Raw genomic sequence first — 15,686 nt, forward strand, 5'->3', positions numbered from 1 at the left:
CTATAAAGTATGTGTAGATAAAACAGTGAGTATTTTGAGACAAAAATCTGTATGGCAAACTACCAAGAAACCCTAACTAGCGATGAATTCCTTGATGAGTTAATCGCACAGACTACAGGCATTAATCATGTAGAAATCATTGAAAATGTCATCGACAGTCTAGAACAAGATGACAGTGCAATGGTTAGCCACTCACCAGAAGGTGGTTATCTATGGAAGTTTAAGTATGGCAGTGTGGAAGTGTTTGTCCAACTCAGCGGTAAAACTGATGAAGATACCATCACAGTTTGGTCTGCAGTGCTGAAGTTACCAGCCAAAGATGAACCTAAATTGCTGCGCCATCTGTTGGAGTTGAACTGTTCTAGCACCTTTGAAGCCCGTTTTGGCATTATTGATAATCAAGTGGTCGTGATCTCGACACGCACCTTGGCAGAGTTGTCTCCTGGGGAAGTCTCTCGACTAATTACCATCGTGGCCACGATCGCCGATGATAACGATGACGCCTTACAATCTGAATTTGGTACAGCTTGAGATTAGGATTTTTGTGTCCGATGGATAGCCAGCAGGTTTGGCGACTAATTCCTTTAATAGCAGCCTCTGGCAATGTGCAGATGGCGATTGACTGCTGGTTGCTATCACAGCATCAATCTGGACAGCATCCGCCAACGCTGCGGTTTTATACATGGTCGCCACCCGCTATTTCTCTGGGCTATCATCAACGCCAATACCCCGAATATTGGCAGCATCTCACTTGGGAAGGTGAAAAGCTGGATTTGGTGCGGCGTCCTACTGGTGGTAGAGCTGTTTTACACCAAGGTGATTTAACTTATGCTATCGTCACATCTGGATTGATTGGTAGTCGCCTCCAGGCTTACCAAAAAATTTGTGAGTTTTTGATTCAAGGCTGGCGATCGCTCGATGTGGAATTGCACTATGGTACAGATGGACGAGGCTACATCCATAACCCCAACTGTTTTGGCACTGCTACAGGTGCAGATTTAATCTTGCCAAATGGGGCTAAACTCATTGGTAGCGCTCAACTACGACGTGGTGGGGCAATTTTGCAACATGGTTCTATGCGTTTGCAACCCGATGCAGATTTATTTGCTCAAGTTTTTGGTGCAGCATCTTTTACGAATGTACAATTACCCCAAAACTTGAGTATAGAAAAAATTGTTGCAGCTTTGATGGCTGCATCTAATGACTGTTTTAATATGCAGCTAGTTGTGCAACCTCTTTCTGAAGATGAATGGGAAGCGATTTTAGCAACATTAGCCTGATGCTGACTGTTGCTATTGACACTTTTTAAGTATCCATTCATACTAGAAAAGTTTTATACAAATACTATTGCACCAATGTACGGTTTTCTACTGACCATTTTTACTTTCCTGGTGGCAGTTTTTTTACTATGGGCAAGTAGTGGAGGCATTAACTCTATAGATATCCAGAAATCAAGCATTCCGATAGCAGCTAATCGCTTTAGCAATGATGCTCAGGGAAAATTAGTGTCTGTAACAGGAGATTTAACTGCTCCTTTACTAAGAGATTCACCCTACTTAAAACCTGGACCTTACATTACCCTAAAGCGTAAAGTGAGAATGTTGTCTTGGGTAGAAGAACAATCACAAGTTTCTGAAAATAATCCACCAGAATATACATATACGCAACTATGGTTAGAATATCCACCAAATTCTGGAAAGTTTAAGGAGCGGGAAAACCACAAGAATCCTACGTTGAAAATTCATAGTAATTCGCAGTCTGTTCAAACTGCCAATATTGGAGTTTATAAAATTGATCCTCTGCAAATATCTCTGCCGGAACCCACCGAAATTCAATTAACGGATAGTGACGTTGTTATCCCAAAACCCAAAACGAAGACAGATTTGATATTATCTCCAACATTCTTAAGTCTCGTTGGTAGTATTCCCAGAAGAGAAGGCAATTATATTTACATTGGTTCTGGTTTATTGGCAGGTGATGTGCGGATTCATTACGAAGGAGTACCGCAACTTAAAAATGTTACAGTCTTCGGGAAGTTGGATAAAAACCAAATTGTCCCTTACCCCTATAAAAATTCTCGAATATATAATGTCTATTATGGAAATCGAGATGCAGCGATCGCCGAGATAAATTCTCAATACAAAGCAAATTTGGGCTTTTTCCTTTTGATGCCAATTGTTGGTTTTCTCCTGATGTGGATTATTGTATATTCGTATTCTCCACAGCCTACATCATGTCGTTTAACATTCGGAATAGCAATATTTATTTCTATTGTAGCGATCGCTGTTTCTTGCATAACTTACAATTATTTCTGGGTACTATTTATTTCGCTACTATTATTAGTTGTCGCATTACGATGGTTTCAACGTAGAATTGCGTATTAATGATAATGATACTGAAAATTATGTGGATACCATTAAACGTCAACGCCTAGAAGCAGCAGGTTGGCGGGTAGGGGATGCTGGAGATTTTTTAGAACTATCACCTGAAGAGGTAGCTTTGATTGAGATGAAGCTATCTTTGAGTAGATATTTAAAGGAACTTCGGTTAAAAAATCAGCTTTCTCAGGCAACTTTGGCGAAAAAAATCAATTCCAGTCAGTCGCGAGTCGCAAAAATGGAAGCAGGAGATCCGTCAGTTTCTCTGGATTGGATAGTTCGGACAATTTTGGCTGTAGGGGGAACTCGTGAGGATGTGGCAATGGCGATCGCTATATCATATCCATAAATTACGACTGCTGATAATTCAGGAAAATTATCGGTTGTGCTGATTTAAATATCTACCTTACCCCTCATGGTAGACTAACTAAGATAATTTTTTCTTCCATTAAGATGGCTAGTCTACCTCATCCAATTCAGTATCAGGGTAGTAAGAGGAACCTTGCATCAGATATTCTCAAGTTTTTACCTGATAGAGTAGAGAGGTTAGTAGAGCCTTTCTCAGGAACAGCAGCTATCAGTGTTGCTGTTGCGGCTAAATGCATTTCTCAAAACTTTTGGCTTAATGATCTGAACAAGCCACTCATTGAGCTATTAGAGTTAATTGTAGAAAGACCACATGAAATAGTAGATGCTTATTTAGATTTATGGAATCAGCAGCATCATGATTCTGTAAATCACTACTTTGAAATTAGAAAAATATTCAATATAACCAATGATCCAAAACTTTTTTTATATTTATTAGCTCGATGTGTAAAAGGAGCTGTTCGGTATAACTCAGAAGGATTTTTCAATCAAAGTCCCGACAAGAGACGCAAAGGAACTCAACCTCACAAGATGAAGCAGAATATAGAAGGTGTTTCTACTCTTTTAAAAGGTAAATGTAAATTCACATGCTTGGATTATAGAGAGATTTTAGCCGAGGTAAAAAATAGTGATTTTGTCTATATAGACCCTCCTTATCAAGGTGTATGCGGTGATAGAGATTCGAGATATTTCTCTGGGATTAATTTTGATGATTTCGTTCTAGCTATTGAACATCTCAATCGCAAGGGCGTAGGGTTTGCAATTAGCTATGATGGCAAGTGTGGTAATAAAGCCTTTGGTAATATACTACCTCAAGAATTAGGACTCAAGAGGATTGAAATTGAAGTAGGGCGATCGTCACAAGCAACACTACTGGGTAGAGAGGAAATAACTGTCGAGTCTTTATACTTATCGCCAAGTTTACCAATTCAAAGGGTTGCAGAGTTGGCAAGTTATGTTAGCAAAGCCCCGAAACAACTGACCCTCTTGTAACAGCATGGATAATTTTCCACAGCATCCTCTCCTACCTGATGATTTTATACAATTTTGTCAATCTGTGACGGCTAAAAGACCCAAGGCTGTTATTGACCATATTCTGGAATACGGTTTTGTGACCACAGAAGAGCTGAAAGAAAGGTACGGATACAATCATCCTCCAAGAGCGGCTAGAGATGTTCGAGAACATGGAATTCCTCTAGAAACCTTCCGTGTAACAGGAAGTGATGGCAGAAAAATAGCTGCCTATAAGTTTGGTGATGTCGGCCAGGTAAGGTTTTCTCGGCTATCTGGCAGGACAGGGTTATCAAAACAGATTAAAGATGAGTTGATCAGGAGATATGGCTGTAAGTGTTTCATCTATTTAGAGGAAGTTGATGAGCGCGAATTGCAAATCGATCATCGCATTCCTTTTGAAGTAGATGGCGAACCAGATATTAAGCCAGAAAATTTTATGCTGCTTTGTGGTTCTGCTAATCGAGCGAAATCTTGGTCATGTGAGCATTGCAAAAATTGGCAGGACATCAAAGATAAGTCTATTTGCTCGTCATGTTATTGGGCATATCCAGAGAATTACATGCATATTGCCATGCGGCAGGTCAGAAGAGTAGATATTTTGTGGGCAGAAGACGATATTGATATCTACGAAAGGCTAAAACAACAAGCTACCAGTTTAGAAAAAGAACTTCCTGAGTTGATTAAGGAAATTATTGAACGAGAGATCAGGCGTAGCAGTGAGAGCTAACTAAAATATTAACCGCCGATACACGCCGATAATTCAGGGAAATTATCTGCGCGCATCGGCGGTTTAAAATCTAACTGATAGTTGACTTCGCGATCGCCCCCAACTCCAACCCAGGTGGATAGCTACCATCTTCTTTAATTCGCTTAATTTCCCCTTCGCTGATTGGTAAATTTAACTTTTGTGCCAATGTCCGCACGATGTCTCCCCGATCAATGACACCAGCTACTGCACCAGCAGGAGAAAGCACAGTAATAGAAGGTAACTGCTCGTTTTCTAGCCTATTAATCACTTCCGCTAGGGAAGTCGATTCTGCAACCGTGGGGATTTCTGTGAGTGGATGGACAATGCTTTGCAGAGTTTGGCTTTCCCATTCACTTCTTTCCACTAAACGCAAATCGTCAACAGCAACTCTACCTCGATAACGTCCATCAGCGGCAGCAAAATAAACCTGTGGGGTGGTTTCCAACAGGTATAAGTCGGCAAAGTCACGCAATGTTTGATTGGCGTCAACTACACGAAAATCAGAAGTCATAGTATCGGCTGCTAGCACTTTCAGCAAGGTTTCTTGCAATGTCGTGATGCGATCGTAGCTGTTAGCGTTGCGGATACCAAACCAACCTATGAGGGCAATCCACAAACCAAGTGCTAATTCTCTGGTAAAAAAATCTACCGCCAATCCCAAGGCGATCGCACCATAACCCAAAATTTGCCCCGATTTGGCTGCCCAGTGTACTGCTTGAAAGCGGTTGCCTGTTATTTGCCATAGTGCTGCTTTTAATACTTGTCCCCCATCTAGAGGTAAGCCGGGAATGAGGTTAAATAAGGCTAAAACCAGGTTAATTCTCGCCAAATCTCCCGTCATGATGCTGTATACACTATTAGCAGGAATTATACTATTCGCTAAATTCAGTATAAAAAATAGTGCGACACTGACTAAGGGGCCAGCGATCGCTACTTGAAATGCTTTTCCTGGAGTTTTGGATTCTTCTTCAATAGCCGCAATCCCACCAAACAAAAACAGGGTAATTGAGTTAACTCTAATGCCTTGCGATCGCGCTACTAAACTGTGACCTAACTCGTGCAACAATACCGAAGCAAATAGCAGCAAGGCCATCACCAACCCAGCACTCCAAGCGATCGCCTTTCCCCATTCTTGATAAGCTACCCCAAAATTGAGGGTTGCTAGCCCTAAAATCACAAACCACAAAGGATCTAAAAATAGGGGAATTCCAAATAAAGACCCAATTTTCCAATTTGTTTGCATGACATTGTCCTAAAACTATATATTTCCAGCAGTCAAGATATCCATTGCATAAAGTATTTTTTTTATACAGACATTATCTCATTAGTCGAGCCAAAGTGCGATCGGCACATCAGCGATGTTTTAATCTGAAGATAGAGCTATCCTCTAACCTCTAGAATAGACAATCAACTCTATTGTTTAATCATTGTGGGACAGGAAAAATAAAATTTTTATCCGACATTTTATACTAGTTCAAGCTTAAAGCAATTAACTGTTACTGGTCATTTGGATTTCAAAGGATAAATGACAAACTCCACGAGTAAACATGTAATTTAAATGCATAACAGTTTATCCGTAAAATACATGAATTCTTAATACTTTGTAAAATACTGAACTATGATGAATTTAAGATTATGATATGGTGAGTTTTACTACGTAATTGATGATGCTATATAGCTGAGATAGAGAGTATGATTTTACAAGCTTTTTATATGGAAAGCCTTGATGAAATAGACATTGAAAACCTCCCTAAAGGTGAAGTACAATCTCGGAGAATTGCGAAAAACTTCTCAGTATTTCCCACCTTTATTGTCTATGCAACTTTTTTGCCATTGTTGATGATTCTCTATTATTGTTATCAACCTGGTGCTGAAAAATTACAAAGTATAATTTTTGGCTTGATTTTGAAACCTATTCGATGGACTTTCTATCAAATAGTTTATTTATTTTGTAACTTTTTGAGAAAAACTTTTTAACAACTATAAAATTAATCTGGCGGTTTTCTGATCAGTGAGGTGCGATTTAAAATCGCAAAATAGGGGCGGGGTTTCCCCTCCCTCGACTGTATTGCATCTGACCGAAAACCGCTATATGTAGAGAGCAGAGGTTTCCCAACCCTACAATACTTAGGAGAGACTGGAAGTGAGGTTTTACATGGCTTTCTACGAAAGCGAGATGCTCCCAGTCCGCTATCTCATCTATCTTCGCTCCTTATAATCTTCAGAAGACTTCGGATCTAACTCCCAGCGAGTATCATCACGCTGTTCTAAAATCTCGTTTGTCCGCAGAAATGCGTAATCATTAATTTCCAGCCCTACGGCTGCTCCTAGTTCATCGACTACATTTTGATCCGGTGTCGGTGCAGTTCCACCAACAGCTTCTTCTCCTACCGCATCCGCATTTTCCCAATCAGCATCAACATCACCACCCGTTAGTTCGGGACTAGTTTGTGTGTACTCACGCTGTTCTTCTCGAATAAATCGCCCACCGATATTATATCCGGGCAAGTCTTTTACACCAGTGCCATAAGATTCGGTAATTTCCTGGGGTAAATCACCAGATTTAATCTCTTCGGTATTAATGTTTTCTGCTGCCATAATACTAGCCACTTCTACATCCTCACCATAACGTTTTACTGCCAAAATCTTGTCTGACTAGAGATGTATAACTTTAGTAATAAAACAATCTATCCCTTAGGAACGAAGTTACTTAAATAGGATCAGCATACGCTTGTAAGTATGAATTCATGGTCAAGCCACTTGTAGTTGCAGTTATTAGTTATGAGTTAGAAGTTGTCAATCCCAAGCAACCAACCACCGACTTCTTAACTCATAACTACTTTTTATGCTCAAATTTCAGAGATTTTTGTTCATGCTTTTAACTCCTAAGTATTTAGTAAAATACCACCATTTATTTTGAGTATTGGAGGTAAAAGGTGGAACACGATGAGTTGATTACACATGTACAAAGCCTAGCCCCATCAACTTCTCGTGAGGAGGCTGAATGCGCTATATGTGTAACATTAGAAACTATTAATAAATTCTAGTAATAGCTGGAAAAAATTATGACACATGACCACAACCATTTTGCAAGAAAGAAAGTTGCCATCCTGATTGAAAATGCAGTCGAGGATGTAGAATTCTTGATTCCTTATAATGCGCTCAAACAAGCAGGGATTGAAGTAGTTGTCCTCGGTGCCCGTTTGAATGAAAAATATAAAGGTAAGCAGGGTAAACTTTCCATGCAGGCCGATCGCACGATAACTGACGCGATCGCCTCTGAATTTGACGCAGTAGTGATTCCTGGTGGTATGGCTCCCGATAAAATGCGGCGACATCCCAATACAGTCCGCTTCGTACAAGAAGCTATGCAACAAGGAAAATGGATAGCTGCGGTTTGCCACGGGCCACAAGTTTTGATTGAGGGAGATTTACTCAAAGCTAAACAAGCCACTGGTTTCAGTGCTATCCGCAAGGACATGATCAACGCAGGTGCAAACTATTTAGATGAGCCGTTGGTAATTGACGGGAATTTGATTACATCCCGCGAACCTGGGGATTTGGCAATTTTTACCACCGCTATTTTGAGTCGTCTGGGTTATGGTGGCAAAGATGCTGCATTACCCAATGAAAAAGATAGAAATGCTGAATGGTGGAAACTGGCTGATGCTTGGGGTGGTGCCACTAAAGGTGATATCGTCAAAGGTTTAAATACCGCCCTGGCTGGTGAACGTTATTCGCTAGAAGCATTGGAGAAGTACAGCGAAAAAGAATCAAATCCAGAAGCGCGTTCTCTATTTCAAGAGATGATTGGTAATAAACAGCGCCACATCGAAAAGCTGGAAACTTATCTGCAACATTTGGGTGAAAAACCCTCTTTAGCTGCTAATATTGCCGAGCAATATGCCAAGGTGAAAGCTGCTTTCACAGGAAGCGATGACGTATATCAAATACGTTGCGCTTTAGGGGATTTGCAAACAGGTATTGGCGATGTAGGCAATTTGTGTACGATGTTTACTGACCCAAAAGCAACCGCTATTTTCAAAGAAATTTACAACGATTTGCTCACATACGAGCAGCGACTAGGACAGATGTATCGACAACTGACAACTGATAGAGTTGAGTCTCCTCAACCAACTACAGGATCAGTCTTATAGCGGTTTTCAGATCAGTCAGGTAAAGTTTTAAACCGCAAAACCTGTAGGGCGGGGAAACCCAGCCCTCAGTATTACTTCATTAAGACCAAATGCCGATTGTCGAAACACCAGCCCAGTCACCCTCTGGAGTTTGACCAAGCACATATACATGATAGGTACATACCAGCCCAAATAAATACATACGCAAATTACTTAAACGTGACTGGATTAATAAATCCAAAGGTTTAATTTCAGTAGCAAATTCTTCATCATTATCATCTTCTGCATCCCGATAAAATTCTTTATAGGGAAAAGTTCTAGCAAACCCAATAGCATCTAATAAACTATTAAACATCAATTCTCTAGTCGCTCCCACTCTCATGATAAATCCTTCACTTATACGATCAGAAAGATATACAAAAGGTTGTGGCTCATAGAATTTTAAATTTTTGAGCAGCGGTTCTAGTTTAGCAAGTAATTCGGCTGTAATTTTTGTTTGCGGTGGATGCACGCTTAACAAAGGCTGTCCATGTGTGTATTCACCATAAGGAGCCATTTCTTGAAACTCTGCCTCTAACTGGGGAGCAATTCCAATCCATTCTCCAGATTTTGTACTGCCAAAAATTATCCGAAAGGTGGAATTTGGATCGTTAAGTTCCCGAATTTCTGCAACTTCTAGGAATGTCAGAGATGATTGTAGTAACTTAATTACTGTTTGATATATTTGCGCTATTTCTACAGCAATATCCGGATCATATTTTCTAGCCTCTTGGTAGATCATCTGCAAATAATTATCTAAGTTTGCAGATTTAATAATCTTCCCTCCTGGTCGGTACTCATCAAAAGGAGGAGTTACTTCTCGTAACAAATTCTCTATCGTTAATTCTCCTTTGGTATCAACTTCCCAAATGATAGGCTTAAACGTATAGTCTGAATCGCTGTAATAAAGGCATATTCCAGGTGTGAGTTCTTCAAGTTGAGCCAAAAGGTTAGCATTGCTAGATTTCATTTCATTTCCTACTTAGTGTCACGCTCACAAAATCTCAATTGACTCAGAACTATGCCTGCTTTGCTTCTATCTCAGCTTGAGTAATTATCTCAGAAAATGCACTTGAAAATTGAAATTACTCAGGTTTTGTTTCCTGTGTCTGTGCGTCAATAATTACACTCCAATCATCATTTTTAACAGCCGCTTCAAGTTGACTTCGCCGTTCATCTGCACTCGCATTCATCGTTTCTGATGCGTGGGAAAGTGTCGTGTCAGCCATTGCTTTCCGTAATTTCAGCTTTTTCTCTTCATAGACTTGGCGTTCTACTTCTGACATCACTGCTTTAGCAACTTCACCTACTGTACTAGCCCACAAATCGCTGTCAGAACCATTACCGGGAGGAATGCTGTCTAATTCTGCAATCCAAGCATCTCGTAAATCTTCCATTTCTTGGCGCTTCGGGAATTTGAATGTCTGTACACGCACGAAAGCACACTTTTGCTCGCTATTTTTGGTGACATGACCATTAAGCGAAAGCAATACATTTCGGGAATACCCAATATATTGCGTGTAGCGTTCTGTATCCAAAACTGCGTAAACACCCGCAATTTTCGTGTTTTGGAAAGCTTCACACCAAGCGGCTAAGGGTTGAATTTCCGCCCCATTGTTGGCTAAATCAGGAGTTACAGCCACCTGAGTAGTAATGTGTTCATCATCGGAACTATACAAAAAGTCATGCAAGCCACGATGATTTCCTGGTACATTCTGATGCTCAATTGGCAGGTTGTTTTCAGTTTCCATCGTCGTTTCTCTCCATGCAATTAATTGGTTAGCGCAAATAGATATTTTTAGAACAACGTTGAGGCTGAAATCTACTCACAACCTCAACAAAGCTAGGGCTGGTTCTGCAATTTTTAACAAAAGTCTACAGATCAATGCAGATGTATTTATCTGTAGTTGTAAGTAAGTGGGCACAATTAAACCTAACTATGTAGAGAAATGTAAACAAGACTCAATTCCTTTGTCCTATAGCAAGATTGCCTATTCCCAGCGATAAATATTCATGCCTAACTAACTATTCTCCCAGTTTTCTGTCATTGTTGATGAGTGTACCTCTATTGGGGTAGATCACCAAATTCTATTCAGTCGTTATCATAAACTGCATATACCGATGAGGGAACTGTATAGGTTATCTATCTTGATATTCATCGAAGTAGTATTTCTAATTAGGTGCTGTAATTGAGATGAGGTTTAGTTGATTGATTAGCGATCGCTCTTTAACTACAAATGTTCGTGTAATATTAATTAGCTTTTCTGTCTAGCATTCATCACGGGCGGGAAATCCAGCCGCCAACACCACTAAAAAACGCCCCTATGAATCAATTGACGCCTAAAAATTGGATGTTCATCAAACAACGGTTAACTCCTTATTTGTTTTTGCTACCTGCCTTAATAATTTTGGGGTTAACTGTCTTTTGGCCTGCACTACAAGCATTTTACCTCAGCTTTACCAGCTACGAAGATATTGCCCAACCGCCACAATGGATTGGTTTTGCTAACTTCCTCAAGCTTTGGCAAGATGCCGTTTTTTGGAAGACATTAGAGAACACTTTTCTTTATCTTGTCGGTGTCGTGCCGATTTTAGTGTTTGCTCCTTTAGGATTAGCAATTTTGGTAAATCAGCCATTGCGGGGAATGAACTGGTTTAGAACTGCATACTACACACCAGTGGTGATTTCAATGGTAGTTGCGGGGATAGCTTGGAAATGGTTATATGCAGAAAATGGCTTACTCAATCAATTTCTCAAAGCTTTGGGTATTTTTCCAGACGGAATTCCCTGGCTAACTAGCCCCACAAAGCTGTTTGGCATTTTACCTATTTCCTTAGCCAGCGTTATGGCTGTGACTGTATGGAAAGGGCTTGGCTATTACATGGTAATTTACTTAGCAGGGTTGCAATCAATTCCTACTGACGTGTATGAAGCCGCAGCCATCGACGGCTCGGATGGTATCCGCAAACACTGGGAAATTACTATACCTTTGATGAAACCTTACCTAGCTTTAGTGGCAGTAATTTCAGCTATTTCTGCCACCAAGGTATTTGAAGAAGTATATATCATGACCCAAGGAGGGCCGCTCAATAGCTCGAAAACTATTGTTTACTATTTATATGAGCAAGCATTCAGTAACTTGGAAATTAGCTATGCTTGCACAATTGGGCTAGTGCTATTTTTGATAATTTTGGGTTTATCAGTTTTGCGATTAGCAATTAATCAGCAAAGTGGGGATAATATCACAGTCTAGTCTCTGTTTTTAGGAAACGCTATAAGCAAGACGTTAAATGTAACGTCTTGCTGACTCGAACCTAAATACGACCGATGTTAGTCAATCCTAAAACGATACCAACGCCGATAATGTGACCAAAAGCCAATGCACCTAAAAATGTGGGAATACTTACAGGGAGAATTGGCAACTTAGGCCCAACTAAGGGATACTGAATCTTGGTAGCCAGTAAAACTGATACTATGCTACTGACGCTGATAATAATCGCTACTGTTGGATTCCACACAGGTGTGGCAGGAACAGATGCAGCAGCTGCTAAAAGGATTGATGAAATCAAGCTTTTGTCTCCTAAATAGGAAAATAGATGTAAACCTACAAGATTATAAAACAATACAGTTCAGTTAAGGATAATTGTAGATTTGGTTTAAGAAATTTCAACCTGACAAATGCCTGAAAATGTTAGATTTCGTTATTCAAGTCAAACTACACAATTTTATTTTTTGGGTGCGACTCAACTACATTAAATTATAAAATTTATTAGGAAAAATCAACAAGATATTCGTAAGATAATCAACTTTTATTGAGTTTTGTCATTTGTCAAGAGTCAAGGATCATAAATTATTCTCTCCCAATGCCCAATGCCCAATCCCCTTCAACACAAAATGATTATGCGGGTTAAAATTTGCGGAATCACTCAACCACAGCAGTCTATAGCGATCGCCTCTCTGGGTGCAACGGCATTAGGATTTATTTGTGTCCCTTCTTCACCCCGCTACGTTAATAAAGCGCAAATTCGGGCAGCGATCGCCCCATTACCAGATAATTTTGACAAAATCGGTGTGTTTGCTAACGCCAGCATTTTAGAAATTATCCAGACAGTTGTTGATTCTGGCTTGACTGGTGTCCAGTTACATGGAGATGAATCACCAGAATTTTGCTACAAAGTGCGCCAATTCTTACCTAAGATAGAAATTATTAGAGCTTTGAGAATCCGGAGTCGTGATGATCTCGACCAAGTTACTAGTTACACAGACTATATAGATACGTTGCTACTTGATGCCTATCATCCCCAGCAGCTAGGCGGTACAGGCAAAACTTTAGATTGGAGTCTGCTACAACAATTCCATCCTCAGCGCCCTTGGTTTTTAGCTGGCGGACTCACACCAGATAATATTACAGCAGCTTTGAGTCAGGTAAAACCCAATGGCATTGATTTATCCAGTGGTGTAGAACTAGCACCAGGGAATAAGGATTTGGATAAAGTCGCTCAGTTATTCGAGAAATTAGGGACTGGGTTTCGACTACGCTCAACCAAACGGGACTGGGAACTTTGGATTACCGCACTTTAGCAAAAGGGATGCTTGGGAAACAAATGCTTGATGCGGGGTTTGGACAGTTCCGAACTATAGCCAAGTATGTTTGCTGGAAGCGTGGTAAATTCTTCGGTGAGGTTAGCGCAAGGGGGACATCCATTGAGTGTCCTGAGTGTGGAGCGTTCGTTAGAAAAGATTTGAGTGTCAGAGTACATCATTGTTCTAGCTGTAACTACATAACGGATCGTGATGTTGCTAGTGGTCAAGTAATTAAAAACAGAGGAATATCTCTGATTAGTACGGGTGGACAGCCCGGAATCCAAAACGCCTATGCAGACGGTTATGCCTATGCTGGGGAAACTCAATCTAGGTCAAAGTCGAAAACCCGCAAGGGAGCAACTAGGAAGCCTAAGAAGTGATTCTTAGAAGCTCCGTACCTTCAGGTCGGAGTCGTGTCACGAATATTTCAGTAGTGCGAGCATCTTGCTCGCGTTTATATGCGAGCAAGATGCTCGCACTACAATGGTATTCTTATTTCTGCCGACCTGTACTAGGGACAAGGGGATTAGTTGAACTCTTCCCAATCCCCAATTCCTTAAAAGAACGCTGCTTGGTGATGAATTAAGTTAAAGAATTCTTCACGGGTTTTTTGCTCTTCTTGAAACACTCCCACCATTGCGCTAGTGACAGTCCAAGAACCAGGTTTTTGTACACCCCGCATTACCATGCACATATGGCTAGCTTCCATGACTACCGCAACTCCCCGAGGTTCGAGAATGGTCTGAACTGCTTCAGCAATTTGGCGGGTAAGTCTTTCTTGTACTTGTAAGCGGCGGGAATACATTTCCACAATCCGGGCTAATTTACTCAATCCCACAACTTTTTGGTTGGGGATATAAGCTACATGCGCTCTACCCATAAAGGGCAACATGTGGTGTTCACACAGGCTAAAGAAATTAATATCCCGAACTAACACCATCTCATTATGGCCTTCATCAAAAACGGCACCATTGAGGAGTTCTTCTAGGGATTGGTTGTAGCCACTGGTGAGAAACCGCATTGCTTCTGCTACCCGCTTGGGAGTTTTGAGGAGTCCTTCGCGTTCGGGGTCTTCTCCGACACCTAGTAATATCTGGCGCACGGCCGCTGTCATTTGCTCCATCTCTTCTTCTTTAGGTGGATGCAAATCAGGCTCCCGTCCGTCATGAGTATTGCGATCGGGTCTAGGAGTGATGGCCTCTGCCAAGTCGGGAATTAGCGGAGATTGAGAACGATTGGAACCGTTTGAACCAGCGATAGTCATGATGACAGTCTTTAGTTAGGGTGAAAATTAACAGTTATCAGTTACTTGTACTGAGCGAAGTCGAAGTATCAGTTATCAGTTATTAGTTATCAGTTGGGTTTGAGTTCCTGGCGTTGGTGCGCTGTGTGACTACGCCATACGCCTGATAACTGTTCACTGTAGCCTGCGGCAAGCCGCTACGCGTCTACACTGTTCACTGATTTTAGGACTCAGTATTTAGAGAACGCCAGCACTGGACATCAGGGTTAATTCATCAATGACTGCTTGTTGTGGTAACAGAACAGCGTGAAGAATAGACTGAGCCACAATCTCTGGCGTTAACATTTTGTTACGGTCAAAGTTTACATGGACTGTTTCTGTGTCCCAAAGTCCGGTATTGACCGCACCGGGACAAATAGCAGTGACGCGAATACCGTGGGCGCGTTCTTCTTGTGCCAAGGTTTGAGACAGGGAAATTAGTCCAGCTTTGCTGACGCTGTACGCTCCCCATCCAGGAAAGGCTTGCTTACCTGCAATAGAAGCTACATTGATAATTGTGCCACTGCCGCGATCGCGCATTTTGGGTAAAATTCCCATGATGCACTGAAACACGCTGGTGAGATTCAAGTTCAACACTTGCTGCCAGTCTTCTAAGGGGATTTCACTCAAATTGGCTGTATATGCTATGCCAGCACTGTTTACCAGAATGTCTATATCGCCAAAGTCATGGGCGATCGCTTGTATCTTGTCTTTTACTTCCTGGATACAAGCTAGATCCACAGCATAAGCTTTTGCTTCAACTCCTGTATGTTTTGCTGCTGTTGCAACCGCCTCTAATTTATCCACAGAACGGCTGACTAAAGCAACATCTATTCCCACTTTGGCAAAAGCTAAAGCAGTTGCTTTCCCGATTCCACTACTTGCCCCAGTAATTAGGGCGCGTCGTTTTTGCTCAACACTCATGCTATCTCCCGATTTATTGGCGGTTCTGCGAACCTATCGCTACCCAATTATTAAAATCTTTCGGGTTGAATAGATTAAACAAGTCTAAAAATCCGATGAGTTTTTGACAAATGCTATTCCACAGTGCCAATATGGGTAGATTGTCAGTTCAGTACTTTCCCAACAAAGCTTCGCTGGAGAAATCAGGCTTGACACTCTAAAGCAAACCAATCCT

At 41.0% G+C, this 15,686-nt stretch carries 18 protein-coding genes; 11 read left to right on the plus strand and 7 right to left on the minus strand.

The features are described 5' to 3' along the window. The first annotated feature begins 51 nt into the window (after positions 1–51). The 6 genes from CAL7507_RS27105 to CAL7507_RS27130 all read left to right on the plus strand — a co-directional run bounded on the left by CAL7507_RS27105 (position 52) and on the right by CAL7507_RS27130 (position 4,485). Entirely contained in the window at positions 52–531 is a 480-nt protein-coding gene (locus CAL7507_RS27105) for a YbjN domain-containing protein (protein ID WP_015131684.1), read from the plus strand. 20 nt (positions 532–551) lie between these two features. After that, positions 552–1,280 carry a biotin/lipoate A/B protein ligase family protein gene (locus CAL7507_RS27110; protein ID WP_015131685.1) on the plus strand — a complete coding sequence of 243 codons (729 nt, stop codon included), beginning with the start codon at positions 552–554 and terminating at the stop codon, positions 1,278–1,280. A gap of 111 nt (positions 1,281–1,391) precedes the next feature. Further along, positions 1,392–2,384, plus strand: a complete 993-nt coding sequence (locus tag CAL7507_RS27115) for a TMEM43 family protein (RefSeq protein WP_160166367.1) — start codon at positions 1,392–1,394, stop codon at positions 2,382–2,384. A 22-nt stretch (positions 2,385–2,406) separates the two neighbouring features. Next, complete coding sequence (locus tag CAL7507_RS27120; RefSeq protein ID WP_042342540.1) at positions 2,407–2,727, plus strand: helix-turn-helix transcriptional regulator; 321 nt, start codon at positions 2,407–2,409, stop codon at positions 2,725–2,727. 104 nt (positions 2,728–2,831) lie between these two features. Further along, a complete protein-coding gene (locus CAL7507_RS27125; protein ID WP_015131688.1) occupies positions 2,832–3,737 on the plus strand; it encodes a DNA adenine methylase in 906 nt (301 codons plus the stop codon). Positions 3,738–3,741: 4 nt separating this feature from the next. Next, a complete protein-coding gene (locus CAL7507_RS27130) occupies positions 3,742–4,485 on the plus strand; it encodes a hypothetical protein (protein ID WP_015131689.1) in 744 nt (247 codons plus the stop codon). Positions 4,486–4,555: 70 nt separating this feature from the next. On the opposite strand, the gene CAL7507_RS27135 is transcribed toward CAL7507_RS27130, so the two are convergent. Beyond that, positions 4,556–5,749 (minus strand): site-2 protease family protein, encoded by a 1,194-nt coding sequence (locus CAL7507_RS27135; RefSeq protein ID WP_015131690.1) that lies wholly within the window; start codon positions 5,747–5,749, stop codon positions 4,556–4,558. A 449-nt stretch (positions 5,750–6,198) separates the two neighbouring features. On the opposite strand from CAL7507_RS27135, the gene CAL7507_RS27140 reads away from it, so the two are divergent. Beyond that, positions 6,199–6,483: a hypothetical protein gene (locus CAL7507_RS27140; RefSeq protein WP_015131691.1), complete on the plus strand. Its 285-nt coding sequence runs from the start codon at positions 6,199–6,201 to the stop codon at positions 6,481–6,483. A 222-nt stretch (positions 6,484–6,705) separates the two neighbouring features. Here the strand turns inward: CAL7507_RS27140 and CAL7507_RS27145 are convergent, their stop codons facing one another. Further along, positions 6,706–7,104: a DUF6335 family protein gene (locus CAL7507_RS27145; RefSeq protein ID WP_042342541.1), complete on the minus strand. Its 399-nt coding sequence runs from the start codon at positions 7,102–7,104 to the stop codon at positions 6,706–6,708. Positions 7,105–7,571: 467 nt separating this feature from the next. On the opposite strand from CAL7507_RS27145, the gene CAL7507_RS27150 reads away from it, so the two are divergent. Continuing rightward, complete coding sequence (locus tag CAL7507_RS27150) at positions 7,572–8,663, plus strand: DJ-1/PfpI/YhbO family deglycase/protease (RefSeq protein WP_015131693.1); 1,092 nt, start codon at positions 7,572–7,574, stop codon at positions 8,661–8,663. Positions 8,664–8,742: 79 nt separating this feature from the next. On the opposite strand, the gene CAL7507_RS27155 is transcribed toward CAL7507_RS27150, so the two are convergent. Then, entirely contained in the window at positions 8,743–9,651 is a 909-nt protein-coding gene (locus CAL7507_RS27155) for a nuclease A inhibitor family protein (protein ID WP_015131694.1), read from the minus strand. Positions 9,652–9,766: 115 nt separating this feature from the next. Continuing rightward, a complete protein-coding gene (locus tag CAL7507_RS27160) occupies positions 9,767–10,432 on the minus strand; it encodes a GIY-YIG nuclease family protein (RefSeq protein ID WP_015131695.1) in 666 nt (221 codons plus the stop codon). Positions 10,433–11,005: 573 nt separating this feature from the next. Between CAL7507_RS27160 and CAL7507_RS27165 the strand changes: the two genes are divergently transcribed. Further along, on the plus strand, positions 11,006–11,935 hold the full coding sequence (locus CAL7507_RS27165; RefSeq protein ID WP_015131696.1) for a carbohydrate ABC transporter permease: 930 nt from the start codon (positions 11,006–11,008) through the stop codon (positions 11,933–11,935). Between the two features lie 61 nt (positions 11,936–11,996). On the opposite strand, the gene psaK is transcribed toward CAL7507_RS27165, so the two are convergent. Next, the gene (gene psaK, locus CAL7507_RS27170) at positions 11,997–12,251 is read right to left on the minus strand and encodes a photosystem I reaction center subunit PsaK (protein WP_015131697.1); all 255 of its coding nucleotides are present in this window, start codon (positions 12,249–12,251) and stop codon (positions 11,997–11,999) included. 331 nt (positions 12,252–12,582) lie between these two features. Between psaK and CAL7507_RS27175 the strand changes: the two genes are divergently transcribed. Both CAL7507_RS27175 and CAL7507_RS33735 read left to right on the plus strand, forming a co-directional pair. Further along, positions 12,583–13,263, plus strand: coding sequence for a phosphoribosylanthranilate isomerase (locus tag CAL7507_RS27175; protein ID WP_042342543.1), 681 nt, complete (start codon positions 12,583–12,585; stop codon positions 13,261–13,263). A 23-nt stretch (positions 13,264–13,286) separates the two neighbouring features. Then, complete coding sequence (locus CAL7507_RS33735) at positions 13,287–13,646, plus strand: transposase (protein ID WP_236557007.1); 360 nt, start codon at positions 13,287–13,289, stop codon at positions 13,644–13,646. Positions 13,647–13,822: 176 nt separating this feature from the next. Here CAL7507_RS33735 and folE read toward each other — a convergent pair whose 3' ends face one another. Together folE and CAL7507_RS27190 are read right to left on the minus strand one after the other, a co-directional pair. Then, the gene (gene folE, locus CAL7507_RS27185) at positions 13,823–14,530 is read right to left on the minus strand and encodes a GTP cyclohydrolase I FolE (protein ID WP_015131699.1); all 708 of its coding nucleotides are present in this window, start codon (positions 14,528–14,530) and stop codon (positions 13,823–13,825) included. A 216-nt stretch (positions 14,531–14,746) separates the two neighbouring features. Further along, positions 14,747–15,472: an SDR family oxidoreductase gene (locus CAL7507_RS27190; RefSeq protein WP_015131700.1), complete on the minus strand. Its 726-nt coding sequence runs from the start codon at positions 15,470–15,472 to the stop codon at positions 14,747–14,749. Between the last annotated feature and the right edge of the window lie 214 nt (positions 15,473–15,686).

This window comes from Calothrix sp. PCC 7507 (assembly GCF_000316575.1).
Lineage (GTDB): Bacteria > Cyanobacteriota > Cyanobacteriia > Cyanobacteriales > Nostocaceae > Fortiea.